This window comes from Microbulbifer litoralis (assembly GCF_023634065.1).
GTDB classification, from domain to species: Bacteria; Pseudomonadota; Gammaproteobacteria; order Pseudomonadales; family Cellvibrionaceae; genus Microbulbifer; species Microbulbifer litoralis.
On the sequence record NZ_JALKCV010000009.1, the window covers coordinates 87013 to 103014 of the forward strand.

Annotated in this window: 14 protein-coding genes; 9 read left to right on the forward strand and 5 right to left on the reverse strand. The window is 63.7% G+C overall.

Annotated elements, in window-relative coordinates:
* Positions 1-70: 70 nt before the first annotated feature.
* From modA to modC, 3 genes are all read left to right on the forward strand, one after another.
* Positions 71-835, forward strand: a complete 765-nt coding sequence (gene modA / locus MWN76_RS14105) for a molybdate ABC transporter substrate-binding protein (protein ID WP_250462149.1) — start codon at positions 71-73, stop codon at positions 833-835.
* A gap of 85 nt (positions 836-920) precedes the next feature.
* Positions 921-1619: a molybdate ABC transporter permease subunit gene (gene modB, locus MWN76_RS14110; RefSeq protein ID WP_250462150.1), complete on the forward strand. Its 699-nt coding sequence runs from the start codon at positions 921-923 to the stop codon at positions 1617-1619.
* Positions 1616-2719, forward strand: a complete 1104-nt coding sequence (gene modC, locus MWN76_RS14115; protein WP_250462151.1) for a molybdenum ABC transporter ATP-binding protein — start codon at positions 1616-1618, stop codon at positions 2717-2719. The genes modB and modC overlap by 4 nt, the downstream gene beginning before the upstream one ends.
* 46 nt (positions 2720-2765) lie before the next feature.
* On the opposite strand, the gene MWN76_RS14120 is transcribed toward modC, so the two are convergent.
* The 3 genes from MWN76_RS14120 to MWN76_RS14130 all read right to left on the reverse strand — a co-directional run bounded on the left by MWN76_RS14120 (position 2766) and on the right by MWN76_RS14130 (position 6616).
* Entirely contained in the window at positions 2766-3569 is an 804-nt protein-coding gene (locus tag MWN76_RS14120) for a TOBE domain-containing protein (RefSeq protein ID WP_250462152.1), read from the reverse strand.
* A gap of 13 nt (positions 3570-3582) precedes the next feature.
* Entirely contained in the window at positions 3583-4398 is an 816-nt protein-coding gene (xthA, locus tag MWN76_RS14125) for an exodeoxyribonuclease III (protein WP_250462153.1), read from the reverse strand.
* A 97-nt stretch (positions 4399-4495) separates the two neighbouring features.
* Positions 4496-6616 (reverse strand): carboxy terminal-processing peptidase, encoded by a 2121-nt coding sequence (locus MWN76_RS14130; RefSeq protein WP_250462156.1) that lies wholly within the window; start codon positions 6614-6616, stop codon positions 4496-4498.
* 442 nt (positions 6617-7058) lie between these two features.
* On the opposite strand from MWN76_RS14130, the gene msrP reads away from it, so the two are divergent.
* Positions 7059-8069, forward strand: coding sequence for a protein-methionine-sulfoxide reductase catalytic subunit MsrP (msrP, locus tag MWN76_RS14135; RefSeq protein WP_250462157.1), 1011 nt, complete (start codon positions 7059-7061; stop codon positions 8067-8069).
* Positions 8069-8725, forward strand: a complete 657-nt coding sequence (locus MWN76_RS14140) for a protein-methionine-sulfoxide reductase heme-binding subunit MsrQ (protein ID WP_250462159.1) — start codon at positions 8069-8071, stop codon at positions 8723-8725. The genes msrP and MWN76_RS14140 overlap by 1 nt, the downstream gene beginning before the upstream one ends.
* Positions 8726-8750: 25 nt before the next feature.
* On the opposite strand, the gene MWN76_RS14145 is transcribed toward MWN76_RS14140, so the two are convergent.
* The gene (locus MWN76_RS14145) at positions 8751-9455 is read right to left on the reverse strand and encodes an alpha/beta fold hydrolase (protein ID WP_250462161.1); all 705 of its coding nucleotides are present in this window, start codon (positions 9453-9455) and stop codon (positions 8751-8753) included.
* A 269-nt stretch (positions 9456-9724) separates the two neighbouring features.
* Between MWN76_RS14145 and MWN76_RS14150 the strand changes: the two genes are divergently transcribed.
* The 4 genes from MWN76_RS14150 to MWN76_RS14165 all read left to right on the forward strand — a co-directional run bounded on the left by MWN76_RS14150 (position 9725) and on the right by MWN76_RS14165 (position 15598).
* Positions 9725-10093: a hypothetical protein gene (locus MWN76_RS14150; protein ID WP_250462163.1), complete on the forward strand. Its 369-nt coding sequence runs from the start codon at positions 9725-9727 to the stop codon at positions 10091-10093.
* Positions 10094-10160: 67 nt separating this feature from the next.
* The gene (locus tag MWN76_RS14155) at positions 10161-11462 is read left to right on the forward strand and encodes a TolC family protein (RefSeq protein ID WP_250462165.1); all 1302 of its coding nucleotides are present in this window, start codon (positions 10161-10163) and stop codon (positions 11460-11462) included.
* Entirely contained in the window at positions 11459-12424 is a 966-nt protein-coding gene (locus MWN76_RS14160; RefSeq protein ID WP_250462167.1) for an efflux RND transporter periplasmic adaptor subunit, read from the forward strand. The genes MWN76_RS14155 and MWN76_RS14160 overlap by 4 nt, the downstream gene beginning before the upstream one ends.
* A 12-nt stretch (positions 12425-12436) precedes the next feature.
* Positions 12437-15598 carry an efflux RND transporter permease subunit gene (locus MWN76_RS14165; protein WP_250462169.1) on the forward strand — a complete coding sequence of 1054 codons (3162 nt, stop codon included), beginning with the start codon at positions 12437-12439 and terminating at the stop codon, positions 15596-15598.
* Positions 15599-15639: 41 nt separating this feature from the next.
* Here the strand turns inward: MWN76_RS14165 and MWN76_RS14170 are convergent, their stop codons facing one another.
* Complete coding sequence (locus MWN76_RS14170; RefSeq protein ID WP_250462170.1) at positions 15640-15972, reverse strand: YnfA family protein; 333 nt, start codon at positions 15970-15972, stop codon at positions 15640-15642.
* Positions 15973-16002 lie beyond the last annotated feature (30 nt).

Genomic DNA, 16002 nt, shown 5'->3' on the forward strand with positions numbered 1-16002 from the left:
ACAACAGCGGCGGTAAAATTCGCCGGTATTTGCGCGGCCCGATGCATTCCAAACACAAGGAGAAACACCCATGCCGGGCAAACGCTGGCTGATCTGTGTCGCGCTGTTCTGGGCGAGTGCGACATTGCATGCGGAACAGGTAACCGTTGCCGTCGCGTCGAATTTTACCGGGGCGATGAAAGAGATCGCCGCGGCTTTCGAACGGGAATCGGGTCACGAGGTGCGGCTGGCTTTCGGCTCGTCGGGCAAGTTCTACGCACAGATTCAGCACGGCGCGCCTTTCCAGGTTTTTTTCTCCGCGGACGCGGCAAAACCCGGGGCGCTGGAGAAGGCCGGCCAGGCGGTACCCGGCAGCCGTTTTACCTATGCCGTGGGCGGGCTGGTACTCTGGTCGGCGGATAGTGGCCGGGTGCAGGGACCGGGAACCCTGAAGGCGGGCAAATTCAACAAGCTGGCGCTGGCGAACCCGAAGCTGGCACCCTACGGTGCCGCGGCGGTGCAGGTGCTCGATCGCCTGGGCCTGGCGCAGGCCACGCGACCACACTGGGTGCAGGGCGAGAATATTGCGCAGACCTACCACTTTGTCGCCAGCGGCAATGCGCAGCTGGGTTTTGTGGCGCTGTCGCAGGTAACCCGCGATGGCAAGATCCGCGAGGGCTCCGGCTGGATAGTGCCGGCAAAACTGCACCGGCCGATCCGCCAGGACGCGGTGTTGTTGCAGCGCGGCGCAAACAATGAAGCGGCGCGGGCGCTGTTGCGTTTTGTGCGCGGCGATAAGGCGGCGCAGATTATCCGCTCCTTCGGCTACCGGACCGGGCGCGATGGCCGGGATTGATTCACCCGCCCTGTACCTTCCACCGCTTTCCATAGCACAATCCTCTCTCGATCATTGAGCGGCGCGGTGAAATAGCGGACTGGCCATGGGATTTTCTGAAGCGGACTGGCAGGCGATCTGGCTGACGCTGCGCCTGGCGTCGACGGTTACCGTATTGTTGTTGCTGATCGGTACACCCATCGCCTGGTGGCTCGCGACCACGGTTTCGCGCTGGAAGGGCCCGCTGGCGGCACTGGTGGCATTGCCGCTGGTGTTGCCGCCGTCGGTGTTGGGTTTTTACCTGTTGTTGCTCATGGGGCCGTCAGGGCCAGTCGGCAAGCTGACCGGTGCGCTGGGGCTGGGTACACTGCCGTTTACCTTCTGGGGACTGGTGATCGCATCGATTTTTTACTCGATGCCGTTTGTCGTGCAGCCGATCCAGAACGCGATGGAGTCCATGGGGCGGCGCCCGCTGGAGGCCGCCGCGACACTGCGCGCCGGCCCCTGGGACCGCTTTTTTACCGTGGTGCTGCCGCTGTCGAAACCGGGTTTTGTCAGCGCGGCGATACTGGGCTTCGCCCACACCGTGGGAGAGTTCGGTGTGATCCTGATGATCGGTGGCAATATCCCCGGCGAGACGCGGGTGGTGTCTGTGCAGATTTACGATTATGTGGAAAACACCGAGTACGCCCGGGCCCACTGGCTCGCCGGCAGCATGCTGCTGTTTTCCTTCGCGGTACTGCTGTCGGTGCACCTGTTCCGGCAGCGGGACGCGCGCAGTGCGATCGGGGTGCTGGGCCGGTGAGCGGGGACATCGATGCGCGCTTCCAGCTGGCCTGGGTCGAAGGCGAAGACGACGGTTTTTCACTGGATATCGATGTCCGGATTCCCGGGCGGGGTATTACCGCGATTTTCGGCCCCTCCGGTTCCGGCAAGACCACACTGTTGCGCTGTATTGCCGGCCTGCAGAGAGCCGATCGCGGCCATCTGCGCGTGGGCGGTGAAACCTGGCAGGACCGGCGGCATTTCCTGCCCGCGCACCGGCGCCCGCTGGGTTATGTGTTCCAGGAATCGAGCCTGTTCGCACACCTGACGGCGCGGGGCAACCTGGACTACGCGATTCGCCGCGCGCGCCCGGCGCCCGCGCGGGAGCAAGCGGAGCGCGTGGTGGCACTGATGGGGCTGGCGCCGCTGCTGGATCGGCGGCCGCAGCAGCTGTCCGGTGGCGAGCGACAGCGCGTGGCCATCGCCCGCGCACTGCTGGTATCGCCGCAACTGTTGTTGATGGACGAACCGCTGGCGTCCCTGGATGCAGCGCGCAAGCAGGAGATCATGCCTTTCCTGGAACGGCTGCGCTCCGGTTTCGACCTGCCGATTCTCTATGTCAGTCACTCGGTCGACGAGGTGGCCAGGCTGGCCGATCACCTGCTGGTACTGGAGCGCGGCCGCCTGGTGGCATCGGGCCCGCTGTCGCAAGTGCTCGGCCGCCTGGACCTGCCGCTGCGGCTGGGCGAAGACACCGGTGTCGTACTGGATGGGCGGGTGCTGGAGCGGGATGCCCACTGGGGCCTGGCAAGAGTCGCTTTCGATGGGGGTGAACTCTGGCTGCGCGACAGCGGCGACACAGTGGGGCAGGGAATCCGCGTGCGAATACTGGCCCGCGACGTCAGCCTGGCGCTGGAATCGCACAGCGACACCAGCATTCTCAACCGCCTGCCGGCAACGGTGGTGGAGATGGCGGATGACGCGGACCGGGCGATGCTACTGGTGCGCCTGCGGATCGCGGGAAAGGAAAGGGAGAGCGATGTGGTTGCGCGGCTGACTCGCCGCTCGGTGGATCACCTGCGGATAGCGCCCGGCAAAAGCGTCTGGGCACAGGTGAAATCCGCGGCCATCGTAAAGTAGAAGCCCGCCTGCAGGCAGGCCCCACGGGAACGGCTCATCCTGTGGCTTATTCAGCCATCAAGATCACACTCGACGCTTTGAAAAAGGCGCAGGCGTTGTCGCCTTCGGCGAGTTCCAGCGCCTCGACGCTGCCGTTGGTAATAACGGCGGCAATGGACTTGCCGTCGCCCAGGTCGAGAGTCACATCGCTGTTCACGGCACCGCGATTGATCCGCGCGACGCGGCCCAGCAGCTTGTTGCGGGCGCTGGATTTTAGTGTTGTCTCCTTGCTCAGCAATACCCAGCTCGCCTTGACCAGCGCAATGGCCGTACCGCCCACCGCGAATCCCATTTCTTCCAGGCTCTCGTTGGTGATGATTGCGGTCAGGCCCTGGCTGTCGCTGATACTGAGGGTGATCTCGGCGTTGACGGCGCCGGGTGTTATCGAGGCAATTCTGCCGCGAAACTGGTTGCGCGCGCTGGTTTTCACGTTGCCGCTCCTGATGAAATCCGCAATATCGCTGAGGGCGTGCAGGCGCGCACCGAGGTGTTCCACGAATGCGCGGTGCTCTTCCTGCAGGGCGCGGAAGCCGCGCACGATCTCCCGCCCCAGTGGCGTCACGGCGGTGCCGCCGCCGCGGGCGCCGCCGGCGGAGCGCTCCACCAGCGGTCGCTCGGACAGGTTGTTCATGGCATCCACCCGGTCCCACGCGGTCTTGTAGCTGATCCCCACGGCTTTGGCGGCCGCCGAGATGGAACCGCAGTCGTCGATCGCCTGCAGCAGTTCGATCTGTGCCGAACTGAAGGCGAAGCGGTTGCCGCCCTGGAAAAACAGGTCGGCCCGCAGGGAGGGGCGGGTATCCTGTGCCACGCTCAGTCCCCGCTCAGAGTTTGAAGTCCGCCCACACCGGTGCGTGGTCGGAGGGCCGCTCCATACCGCGGATTTCGTAGTCCACGCCGGTGTCGACACATTGCTCTGCCAGCGGCTGGCTGGCCAGGATCAGGTCGATGCGCAGGCCGCGTTTCGGTTCGCGGGAAAAGCCGCGGCTGCGGTAGTCGAACCAGCTGAAAATATCGTCGGTGTCCGGGTGCTGGGTGCGGAAAGTGTCCACCAGGCCCCAGCCCTGGATTTTTTCCAGCCATTCGCGCTCTTCCGGCAGGAAGCTGCATTTGCCGTCGCGCAGCCAGCGCTTGCGGTTGGGTTCGCCGATACCGATATCCAGGTCGGTGGGGGAGATGTTCATGTCGCCGATCACCAGCACCGGCGCGTCGGGTTTGCAGGTGGTCTGCAGGTAGTCGTCCAGGTCCGCATAGTATTTGCGCTTGGCCGGGAACTTGACCGGGTGCTCGCGGTTTTCGCCCTGCGGGAAGTAACCGTTGATCACGGTCAGCGGCTCCTTGCCGCCAATATCGAATTTCCCCATCACCATGCGGCGCTGGGCTTTGTCGTCTTCGTTGGGAAAACCGTAGTCGCGGTCCACAAACGGCAAGCGGGACAGCAGTGCTACGCCGTAGTGGGTTTTCTGTCCGAAGTAGATCACCTCGTAACCCAGGTCGCGCACCGCGTCTACCGGGAAATCCTCATCCGTGCACTTGGTTTCCTGCAGGCCGATGATATCCGGTGCATGGGATTCGGTCAGCGCTTCCAGCTGGTGCAGGCGCGCGCGGATAGAGTTGACGTTAAAGGAAACGACTTTCATTTTCTCCCCCTGAAAAAAAGACGGAGGCCGAGCCTCCGTTGATATCTCTCATCTTGTTCGAAAAGCCCCGGAACTGCTGGCTTCCGGGGCCTGTGTTTTACTGCTCGGAATCGGCCACCTGGGGCGTTTCCTTACCTTTGTCCGCAATCCCGATAAAGTCCGCCATGATATAGCCGGCCTCGTTCAAGATCGGATCGTCTTCCAGCTTGATTTCCACCGGGCCACCGACCATCGGTGTCTCTTCGGATTCACTTTCCTCGTAGGCTTCGAAATCCGCGTACGGTTCCAGTCCCTTGGATTCGCGGCGGCGGTTTTCCATCATCAGGATTTCGTCGTTCAGCTCCTCTCGCTCCTGCTTGCGGGCGCTCTCATTCAGGGAGACGAACTTGCGGTCGGCGCGCTCCCGTTCAAACTGGAACTGGTCACGCAGGTAGATGAAGTCCGGGTCCGTGGAGGTGCGCTGGGTGTGTTTGCTGACCAGCTCCGGCAGCAGCTTTTTCAGGTCGAAGTAGGTCGCGTGCGGCACGGCGTGGATACGGTCCCAGGGCAGGGCGGTATCGTAGGCGCTCTCACCCACCTGGTCGGCGTCGATCAGCTGCGGCATCGGGATGTCCGGGCTCACGCCGGCGTGCTGGGTGCTGTCACCGGACACGCGGTAGAACTTGGACTGGGTGATTTTCAGCTGCCCCTCTTTCAGCGGTGCCATGGTCTGCACGGTGCCCTTGCCGAAGGACTGGTTGCCCACCACCAGGCCGCGGTTGTAGTCCTGGATGGCGCCGGCAAAAATTTCCGAGGCCGAGGCGGACAGGCGGTTGATCAGCACGATCAGCGGGCCGCGGTACATGGCGCGCGAGCGCGAGCGGTTGTGCCGGGAGATTTTCTCGTTGGCGTGGCGGATCTGTACCACCGGGCCCTGGTCGATGAACAGGTCGGTGAGCATGGTGGCTTCCTGCAGGGAGCCGCCGCCGTTGTTGCGCAGGTCGAGAATCACACCGTCGACATTTTCTTCCTTCAACTCGCTGAGCAGTTTGGCCACGTCGCGGGTGGTGCTCTTGTAGTTGGGGTCGCGGCGGCGATAGGCCTCGAAGTCGATGTAGAAAGTGGGCAGGTTGATCACGCCCACCTTGTAATTCTTCTCGCCATCGGAGAACTCGAAGATCGCTTTTTTCGCGGCCTGGTCTTCAAGCTTGACCTTGCTGCGCTTGATCAGGATGGTCCTGTGGCTGCCGTCGCCACCGGTGGGAATGGTCTCCAGGCGCACGAAGGAGCCGGCCGGACCGCGGATCAGGTCCACCACATCGTCCAGGCGCCAGCCGACCACGTCGACCATTTCACCTTCCTTGTCCTGTCCCACGGCGACAATCTTGTCGGCGGGCTTCAGTTTGCCGGTGCGGTCGGCGGGGCCGCCGGCCACCAGACGTGCCACCTTGGTGTACTCGTCTTCCATCTGCAGCACGGCGCCGATGCCCTCCAGGGACAGGGACATGCTCATGTTGAAGTTTTCCAGCGAGCGCGGCGACAGGTAGTTGCTGTGCGGATCGTACAGGCGCGTCAGCGAGTTCATGTAGAGCTCGAAAACGTCATCGCTGCTTTGCTGCTTGATGCGTTTCAGCTGGCCTTTGTAGCGGCGCTCGAGCAGATCGCGGATCTCTTCATCTTCCTTGCCGGTCAGGCGCAGGTTCAGCACGCTGCTTTTCAGGCGCTTGCGCCACAGTTCGTCGGCGGCGCTGATGGAGGCGGGCCACTCGCTCTCCTCGCGGTCCAACTCCAGGCTCTCGTTCTTGGCGAAGTCAAAGTCGGGCATGCCCTTGTCCAGCTGCGAGAGAATATTCTCCAGCCGGTCGGACACGCGCAGGCGGTAGCGGTTATAGATCTCGAAGCCGTGGTTCACCTTGCCGCCGCGCAACTCGTCGTCGAGTTCATCGCGCCACTCGCGGAACTCGTTGATATCCGAGGCGAGGAAGTAACTGCGGGTGGGGTCCAGGGCATCAATGTACTCTTCCCACAGGTCTTCCGAGATCTCGTCGCCCAGCTTCAGCTTGTTGTAGTGAAGCATCTCCAGCTTGCCGACGATCTCGCGAGCGGTATCTCCCTGGTCCGTTTCGGGCTTCAGGGCATCCACCTCGGCCAGTGCGACCGGCGACAGCAGGGTCAGGGTGAGGAAGAACAGGGCCGGTCGAGCGGCGATCCGCAGCGCGGCGATCCGATTGGTAAGCATAGGGAGTCTCTTTATACGTCCTACTTCACAGGCCGCCGGCGCCTCTGTGGCGCCGACGCACCTAGCTTAGGACAAGTATAAAGGCTGAAAGCTCCAAAAGGCATGAATTACCTCTAATCCGAGGCAGATGGTGTCCTGAATGCGAAAATCGGGAGAAGTTATTGCGCAGGGAAGCCGAATTTGAACCTTACATACTCAATCTGCATGACTTTTTGCCGCCGGTGACGATCCAGTCTGATTATTTTATGTGCAAGTTTCACGACTGACTGTTCAGTCTGTACCCGGTCGGATCCTTCATGGCGCTTGGGTAGACCAGAATCGGGTATGAAGTCACCAGACAACTTTCCGCCAATTCCCCTGTCTGATTTCGAGAGCGGGCTATTGGGCCTTTCCGAAGGGATTGATAACCTGCACCGAACGGTCACTGCCAATGGAATCGACCATGCTGATAAAAACGAACAAGCCCGGAGACCTGTCGGAGAGCGCGGTCACCCCGGAATCCACCTACCTGAAACGCCGCACCCTGCTGAAGGGACTGGGCCTCGGTGGCCTGCTGCTGGTGGGGCCGGCGCGGGCCGGCGTGCTCGACTTGTTTTCATCCGACAAAGACGACAAACAGCCCGGCGCCGCGCGCAAGCCGCTGGATTTTACCGCGCAGACCCCGAAACCCGACCTGCCCCTGACCCCGGAAAACAAGGTCACCAACCACAATAATTTCTATGAGTTCGGCACCGACAAGACCGACCCGGCGCGCGAGAGCCAGTCGCTGAAGATCGAGCCCTGGACACTGACCGTCGAGGGCGAGGTGGAAAAGCCCGGCACCGTGGATGTCTGGCAACTGATGGCCGACACCGCGCTGGAGGAGCGGATCTACCGCATGCGCTGTGTCGAGGCCTGGTCGATGGTGATTCCCTGGGTCGGTTTCGAACTGGGTAAATTCCTGCAGCGGTTCCGGCCCACCAGCCGCGCCAGATATGTCGCCTTCGAAACCCTCTATGATCCCGGGCAGATGCCCGGGCAGAAGAACCGCTACCTGGGCGGTGGCATCGATTATCCCTATGTCGAAGGGCTGCGTATCGACGAGGCCATGCACCCGCTGGCGATCCTTTCGGTGGGGCTGTACGGCAAAACCCTGCCGACCCAGAACGGCGCGCCCATCCGGCTGGTGGTGCCGTGGAAGTATGGCTTCAAGGGGATCAAGTCGATCGTCCGGATCCGCCTGGTGGAGCAGATGCCGCCCACCACCTGGAACAAGCTGGCAGCCAACGAATACGGTTTCTACGCCAATGTGAACCCGGCGGTGGATCACCCGCGCTGGTCCCAGGCCAGCGAGCGTTTTATCGGCCCGGGCGGGCCGCTGTCGGTCAAGCGGCAGCCGACACTGCCGTTCAATGGTTACGGCGAACGCGTGGCCTCCCTGTATTCCGGTATGGACCTGAAGAAGTACTACTGATGGCAACAATCCAACGAACCGGCGGCGCGCGGCCGCTGCAGTGGCGCAAAGGCGCCGCAGTGGCGCTGCAGGTCGCAGTGCATCTCGGCGCGGCGGCGCCGCTGCTGTGGCTGTTTTTTGCGATCCAACAGGGCGCGCTGGGTGGCGATCCGGTCGAGGCGCTGATCCATTTCCTGGGGCTGGGCGCACTGCGGCTGCTGATGCTGACCCTGCTCGTTTCGCCGCTGGCCAGCAGTCTCTCGTTCGGCCAGCTCAACCGCCTGCGGCGCCCGCTGGGGCTCTGGTGCTGCGTCTGGGCGCTGCTGCATTTCGGCGCCTGGCTGGCCTTCGAACTCGCGTTCGACTGGTCGCTGATCGCCACGGAGCTGGTGGAGCGCAGCTATATCCTGGTGGGGTTTGCGGCCCTGCTGCTGTTGCTGGCACTGGCGGTTACCTCGTTGCCGGCCCTGATGCGGCGCATGGGGCGCAACTGGAAAAAACTGCACGGCTTTATCTATCCACTGGTACTGCTGGCCTGCTGGCATTTCTGGTGGTCGCTGAAAAGTGGCTGGGTGGAGCCGGCTATATACCTGGCGATCGCCATATTCCTGCTGTCGCTGCGTCGAAAAAAGATCGCCGGTTGGGGCCGCGGATTGTCTCCTGCATCGCGCGGGTAGCGGCGGACCGGGTCCGCCGTGGGCTTCAATCCAGCAGCGAGTACTGCCGGTCGGCGGTGTATAGTTGCAGGCCGAAGTGGCCGTAGGTGTAGGTATAGGAGGCCGTCTCGCCCGGTATGCGGCTCGAGTGTATACCGTAAACCAGGCAGGTGCCGGTTCCGCAGACGATCTGGTCTGCGTAGCTCTTGATCGAGTAGACCCGCGCGGCGATGTTTTTGCCGTAGAGCCAGTCGAGGAACGGGCTGGACACCGACAGGCCGTCCGCGCCGCAGGTACTGGTGATCACATTGAACGGATAGGCGCCGCAGGTCCAGAGGCCGCGATAGGCCCCGGCGATGCCGACAAATGCGTCGACACTGCCGGCTCGATCCTCCTCGACAATGGCCTTGGCCGCCAGGGTGACCCCCATGGAATGGCCGATCACGTCGATCCTGCCGGTGCAGGACTGTGCGATCGCCGTATTGATTGCACTGCGCACCGGCGTTTCCTCGGAACCGCTGTGGTTGTTGCAGGCGGCACAGGTCTTGGAACCCCAACTGGGCCGATAGACCTGGCCCGGCTGGTAACCGCGATCGAGCAGCGTTTCGTAGGTATTGTTCCAGTCGGACGGATAGCCGGTGTTGCCGTGCACCAGCACCACATTGTCGACGCAGGCCGCCAAGGCCGCCGGTGCCGATAGCGTGGCCAACAGCAGCAGTGCGCCGGTCGCGGAACGGATGGTGGATATCATCTTGTTGTCTCTCCTCGCTGGTTTGATGGAGCCGGCGGTCGCGCTGCCTGGAAACTGCGAAGGAGTGCGGTAGGGGCCGTGGACCGGTTTTTCCGGTTTCTGATGGTTCGTCACATACCTGTGCCGGCCCGTTTACGCTAATTTTTCGGACGCTGTGCCGCCATACGACCAAGGTCGGAAGCATTTCGCCGGTCAACTGCCGCTGGCTTGAGGAGCGGGGGCCGCTTTGCTAAAGTCAGTTTTAACCAGTCACCAAAAGTGATTCCCCTGTGATCAACGCCGCTCGAATATGCTATCTGCTGATTGCGCTGGTACTTTTCCAGACCGCAATGGCTTTCTATGATAGTCACGAGCAGCTTCAGGATATCGCCACCCACATACCGCCACATCACCTGGATGGGGAGCAGGCCGTCAGGCTTCCGCAGGAGGCGATCGAATCTGACTCTTCCGGTTCGGACCATCCGAATGGCCCGGATTTCTGCCACCATTGCTGCCACTGTCACGGCAGCGGCGTTGTCGGTATCACCGGCCAGCTGTCCGGCCTTTTCGACCCGGGCGCCCGCGTATTGCGGGACACCGATAATCCCGCCTTTCTCTCCGACTATTTCTCTGCGCTTTTCCGCCCGCCCATCGCCTGAGTTGCCCACTGATTCCGCGCGCCTGTGAATTGCGCGCGCTTCTGATCACGTAACTCGGGAGACAACCATGCTGTCTTTTTTGGCGCGCACTTTTCGCGCGCGGTATCGGTGTGCCCGGCTTTTGCTGCTGGTGCCGCTGATTTTCGCAACATCCCGGGCGCCGGCGCAGCCGCCGGACACCGGAAAACAACTCACGCTGGCGGAAGCCATCGACCGGATCCTGGCGCAGAACCCGGAACTGGCCGTATTCCGGTTCCGCGATGCGGCCCTGGCGGGCAGGGCGCAGACGGTCGGTCTGCGCCCGCCACTGACTCTCGGCGGCGAACTGGAAAATTTCGGCGGCGAGGGTGGCAGCGAGGACGCCGAGCTGACGGTATCCCTGTCGTCGGTGATCGAGCTGGGTGGCCAGCGCGCCGCGCGGGTTCATGTCGCGGGAGCGCGCCGGGACCTGCTGCAGGCGGAGCGCCAGGCCAGGGCACTGGATCTGCTGGGGGAAGTGACCCGGCGCTATGTGGATGTATTGACCGCGCAGCAACAGCTGGCATTGGCCCGCGACTCGGCGGCGCTCGCCGGCGACACCCTCGGCGCAGTCGAGCGGCGGGTGCAGGCTGCGGCCTCGCCGCGCGCCGAAGCCCTGCGCGCCCGCGCGGCACTGGCGCGCGCGCGTCTCGCGGTGCAGCAGTGGCAGCGGCAGTTGCGCTATCACAAGCGGGCACTGGTTTCGCTCTGGGGCGGGGACAACGCCCGTTTCAGCCTCGATCCCGGCGAACTCTACCGCTTCCCTCCATCCGCCGGCTTTGGCGAGCTCTACGCCCGCGCCCGGCGCAACCCGGCGATCGCCCGTTTCGCATCGGAGGATCGGCTGCGGGCCGCGCAGCTGCGCCTGGCGGAGGCGGAATCGAGCCCGGATATCGGCTGGTCCGCCGGCCTTCGCCACTCCCGCGAAATTGACGAAACCACATTGGTGGCCGGGGTCGAGCTGCCGCTGTTTCCCGTGCGCCGCAACACCGGCGCCGTGGCCACTGCGCTGGCGGAGCGGCAGCAGGTGGCACGCGAACGGGAGGCGGCGTTACTGCGGCTGGAAAGCCGCCTGTTCCGCGCCGTCAGCGGCCGCGAGCAGGCACTGTCGGCGGTCGAAATCCTCGGCGGCGAAGTGGTGCCGACCCTGCGCGAGGCGCTGGCGGAAGTGGAGCGCGCCTATCGCCGCGGCCGCTATTCCTATCTCGAATGGGTGTCGGCCCGCGAAGAATTGATCGGTGCCCGACGGGCAAGAATTGAAGCCGCCGGCGCAGCGCTGCGCTACGGCGCCGAGATTGAACAGATGACGGCCGCACCGCTGCTGCCAGCCAGTGCGGAGCCACAAAAATGAATATCGACATCGGATTGATGATGAAAAACAGAGAACAATCGGAATCCCGCAAGGTACGCCGTGCGCACCGATGGAATTTGCTTGCGGCACTTTTCTGCATCGCCACGGTGCTGCCGAATTCGGCCCGGGCCTCCGGCGAGCACCGCGGTCACGACGAGGAGCGGGTACAGATCGACAGCGCCATGGCGGAAAAGGCCGGCATCGAAACCGCCATCGCCGGCCCCGGTGAAATACGCCGGACACTCACGCTCTACGGCAAGACCGCGCTGGCCCATGGCAGCCTCAGCCACGTACACGCGCGCTTTCCCGGCCCCATCGTGTCCGTTGCGGTGGAAATCGGCGATCGGGTGGAGAAGGGCCAGACGCTGGCGAGAATCGAATCGAATGACAGCCTGCAGGTCTACCCGCTCACGGCCCCCATCGCGGGCCAGGTGATCGACAAGCAGGCCAGCCGCGGCGAATACAGCGGCGAGCGGGAGCTGTTCACCATTGCCAATTTCGACCGCCTGTGGGTGGAACTGCGTGTGTTTCCGGGCCAGCAGCCGGAAATCGCCCGCGGCCAGAAAGTCACGCTGAGCAATGGCGACCGGCAGCTGCCGGCGGAGATTGGCAACCTGGTGCCGGCCCCGGGCGGGCAGCCGTTCGTGCTGGCGCGCGCGGCCATCGACAACCGCGAACTCGGCTGGCCCGCAGACCTGATGCTGGAGGGCAGGGTGCTGGTGGAGAAAGCGGCGGTGCCGCTGGTGGTGGAGAACCGCGCATTGCAGTCGCGCCACGGCGGTAGCGTAGTGTTTGTGCAGCGGGGCGATCACTACGAACCGCGGCAGCTGGAACTGGGTCGTTCGGACGGCCGCGTGACTGAAGTGCTGGGCGGGCTCAAGGCCGGCGAGCGCTATGTCACCGCCAACAGCTATCTCATCAAAGCCGATATGGAAAAATCCGGTGCATCCCACGCCCACTGACGGAGGCCAGCAATGATTGAAGCCATTCTGCGCCTCTCGATAGAGCGGCGTTACCTTATATTGTCCCTGGCACTGGTACTGATCGGTGCGGGACTCTGGAGTTACCAGCGGCTGCCGATCGATGCGGTGCCGGATATCACCAACGTACAGGTCCAGATCAATACCAAAGCGCCGGGCTATTCGCCGCTGGAGGCGGAACAGCGCATCACCTACCCGGTGGAGACGGCGCTGGCGGGCCTGCCGAACCTGGCCTATACGCGCTCGCTGTCCCGCTACGGCCTGTCGCAGGTAACGGTGGTGTTCGAGGAGGGCACCGATATCTATTTTGCCCGCAACCTGATCGATGCGCGCCTCGGCGCGATAAAAAGCGCGCTGCCGCCCGGCCTGCAACCCGAGATGGGACCCATCGCCACCGGGCTCGGCGAAATCTTCATGTATACGGTGGAAGCGCTGCCCGGCGCGACACAGCCCGACGGGAGTCCCTACGATGCCACCGCGCTGCGGGAAATCCAGGACTGGATCATCAGACCGCAGCTGGCACTGGTGCCCGGGGTTATCGAGGTCAATACCATTGGCGGCTACGACAAGCAGTACCACGTGACGCCGGACCCGCGCAAAATGCTGGCCTTCGGCCTGTCCATGGCCGAGGTCACCGACGCGCTGGCGCGCAACAACGACAACCGCGGTGCCGGCTTTGTGGAAAGCGGCGGCCGGCGGTTGCTGGTGCGATCGCCGGGACAGCTGCAGAGCATTGCCGACATCGAAAATGTCGTGGTCGCCAACCGCGACGGCGCGCCGGTCAGGATCTCCGATATCGCCGGCGTCGCCATCGGCAAGCAGCTGCGCACCGGTGCCGCCACCCGCGACGGCCGAGAAACCGTGCTCGGCACCGCGATGATGCTGGTGGGGGAGAACTCGCGCGCGGTGGCGCGGGATGTGGCCGCGGCGCTGGAGAAAATCAAACCCTCGCTGCCGGAGGGCGTGCGGCTGGAAGCCGTCTACGACCGCACCACGCTGGTGGACAAGGCGATCGCCACGGTACAGAAAAACCTGGTGGAGGGTGCGCTGCTGGTCATCGTGGTGCTGTTCCTGCTGCTGGGCAATTTCCGCGCGGCCCTGATTACCGCCGCGGTGATCCCGCTGTCGATGCTGGCCACCATCACCGGCATGGTGAAGACCGGTGTGTCCGCCAACCTGATGAGCCTGGGTGCGCTGGACTTCGGCCTGATCGTCGACGGCGCGGTGATTATCGTCGAGAACGCGATCCGCCGCCTGGCGGAGGCCCAGCGCCGGGCCGGTGGCACGCTGCCGCTGGAGGAGCGGCTGGAGCTGGTGTTCCACGCCACCAACGAAGTGATCCGGCCCAGCCTGTTCGGGGTGCTGATCATCACCGTGGTCTATATCCCGCTGTTTTCACTGACCGGGGTCGAGGGCCGCATGTTTCACCCGATGGCGGCGACGGTGGTGATGGCGCTGCTGTCGGCGCTGGTGCTGTCGCTGACACTGGTGCCGGCGGCGGTGGCGGTATTCCTGACCGGCAGGGTGAGCGAAAAGGAAAACCGGCTGATTACCGCGGTGAAATCCGTCTACCGGCCACTGCTGCTGGCGGCGATGAAGGTGCGCTGGCTGGTGTTGAGTGCGGCCATGGCGCTGGTAATTTTCTGTGCTTGGCTGGCAACCACACTGGGCTCGGAATTTATTCCGCAGCTGAACGAGGGCGATATCGCATTGCACGCACTGCGGATTCCGGGCACCGGCCTGGAACAGTCGGTGGCGATGCAGGAGCTGCTGGAAAAGCGGATCAAGGAGTTTCCGCAGGTGGACAAGGTCTTCGCCAAGATCGGCACCCCGGAGGTGGCCACCGACCCGATGCCGCCGAACGTGGCCGACAACTTCGTGATCCTGAAGCCGCGCGACCAGTGGCCGGAACCGGACAAGCCGCGGCAGGCGCTGATCGACGAAATCGAGGCGGCGGTGCGCGAGCTGCCCGGCAACAACTACGAGTTCACCCAACCGATCGAGATGCGTTTCAACGAGCTGATTTCCGGCGTGCGCGCGGACCTGGGTATCAAGGTGTTCGGCGACGACCTGGACCAGCTGGTGGCCTCCGCCGGGGATATTCTCACTGTCCTGCAGACAATCGACGGCGCCGCCGATGCGCGCATCGAGCAGGTGGAAGGGCTGCCGGTGCTGTCCGTGGTGCCGAAGCGTATTCAACTGGCCCGCTACGGCCTCGATCTGCAGACGCTGCAGGACCTGGTGGCGACCGCCATCGGCGGCGAGACCGCCGGGCTGATCTACGAGGGCGACCGGCGCTTCCAACTGGTGGTGCGCCTGCCGGAGGATATCCGCCGCGACCTGGAGCGGCTCGGCGAGCTGCCGGTACCGCTGCCGGAGAGCGGTCCATCGGGAAGCGATCCATCGGGAAGCTATCCATCAGGAAACTACGTGCCGCTGGCGGAAGTCGCCGATCTGCAGATGGCGCCGGCGCCGAACCGGGTCAGCCGCGAAAATGGCAAGCGCCGGGTGGTGGTGACCGCGAATGTGCGCGGGCGCGACCTGGGTTCGTTTGTCGACGAGGCCGAGGCGCGCATCGCCGAAGAGGTTCAGCTGCCGCCCGGCTACTGGCTGGACTACGGTGGCACTTTCGAGCAACTGGAATCCGCCGGCCGGCGCCTGTCTCTGGTGGTGCCGGTCACGCTCGGCGTTATCCTGATGCTGCTGGTTACCGCTTTCGGTTCCCTGCGCGATGCGCTGATCATCTTCACCGGCGTGCCGCTGGCGCTGACCGGCGGCGTGCTGGCGCTGTGGCTGCGCGGCATGCCGCTGTCGATTTCCGCCGGCGTGGGTTTTATCGCCCTGTCCGGGGTGGCGGTACTGAACGGGTTGGTAATGCTGTCGTTTATCCGCGAGCTGCGCGCCGAGCGCAGGGACCTGCTGTCGGCGATCGTAGACGGCGCGCTGATCCGCGTGCGCCCGGTACTGATGACAGCCCTGGTGGCGAGCCTCGGTTTTGTGCCCATGGCGCTCAATACCGGTACCGGCGCCGAGGTGCAGCGGCCGTTGGCGACGGTGGTGATTGGCGGGATTATTTCGTCGACATTGCTGACGTTGTTTGTGTTGCCGCTGTTGTACCGGATGGTGCATGGTCGGGATCGGGGCACGGAAACCTGACCGGAATTGCGGTGGGGAGCGCTGAAAATCCGTGGACGGAATCAGGCGCTTTTCCATCCCGAGACCATTATGGCCATACCGCACAGCGCCACGGCGGCACCTACCCAGTCGTGGGTCGACAGTTCGAAGCCCTCGACGTAGCGCAACCAGAAGAGCGCGGTCACTACATAGACGCCGCCATAGGCCGCATAGACCCGACCGCTGGCGGCCGGGTGCAGGGACAGCAGCCACACAAAGGCGACCAGGCTGATGGCGCCGGGTAATAACAGCCAGGCGGAGCCATTTTTGCGCAGCCACAGGTAGGGCAGGAAGCAGCCGAGAATTTCCGCTACGGCGGTGACAACAAAAAGTGCGGTGGTTTTAATGATCAGCATGCTTTATGAATCCGGCTTGCTTGAACTTTT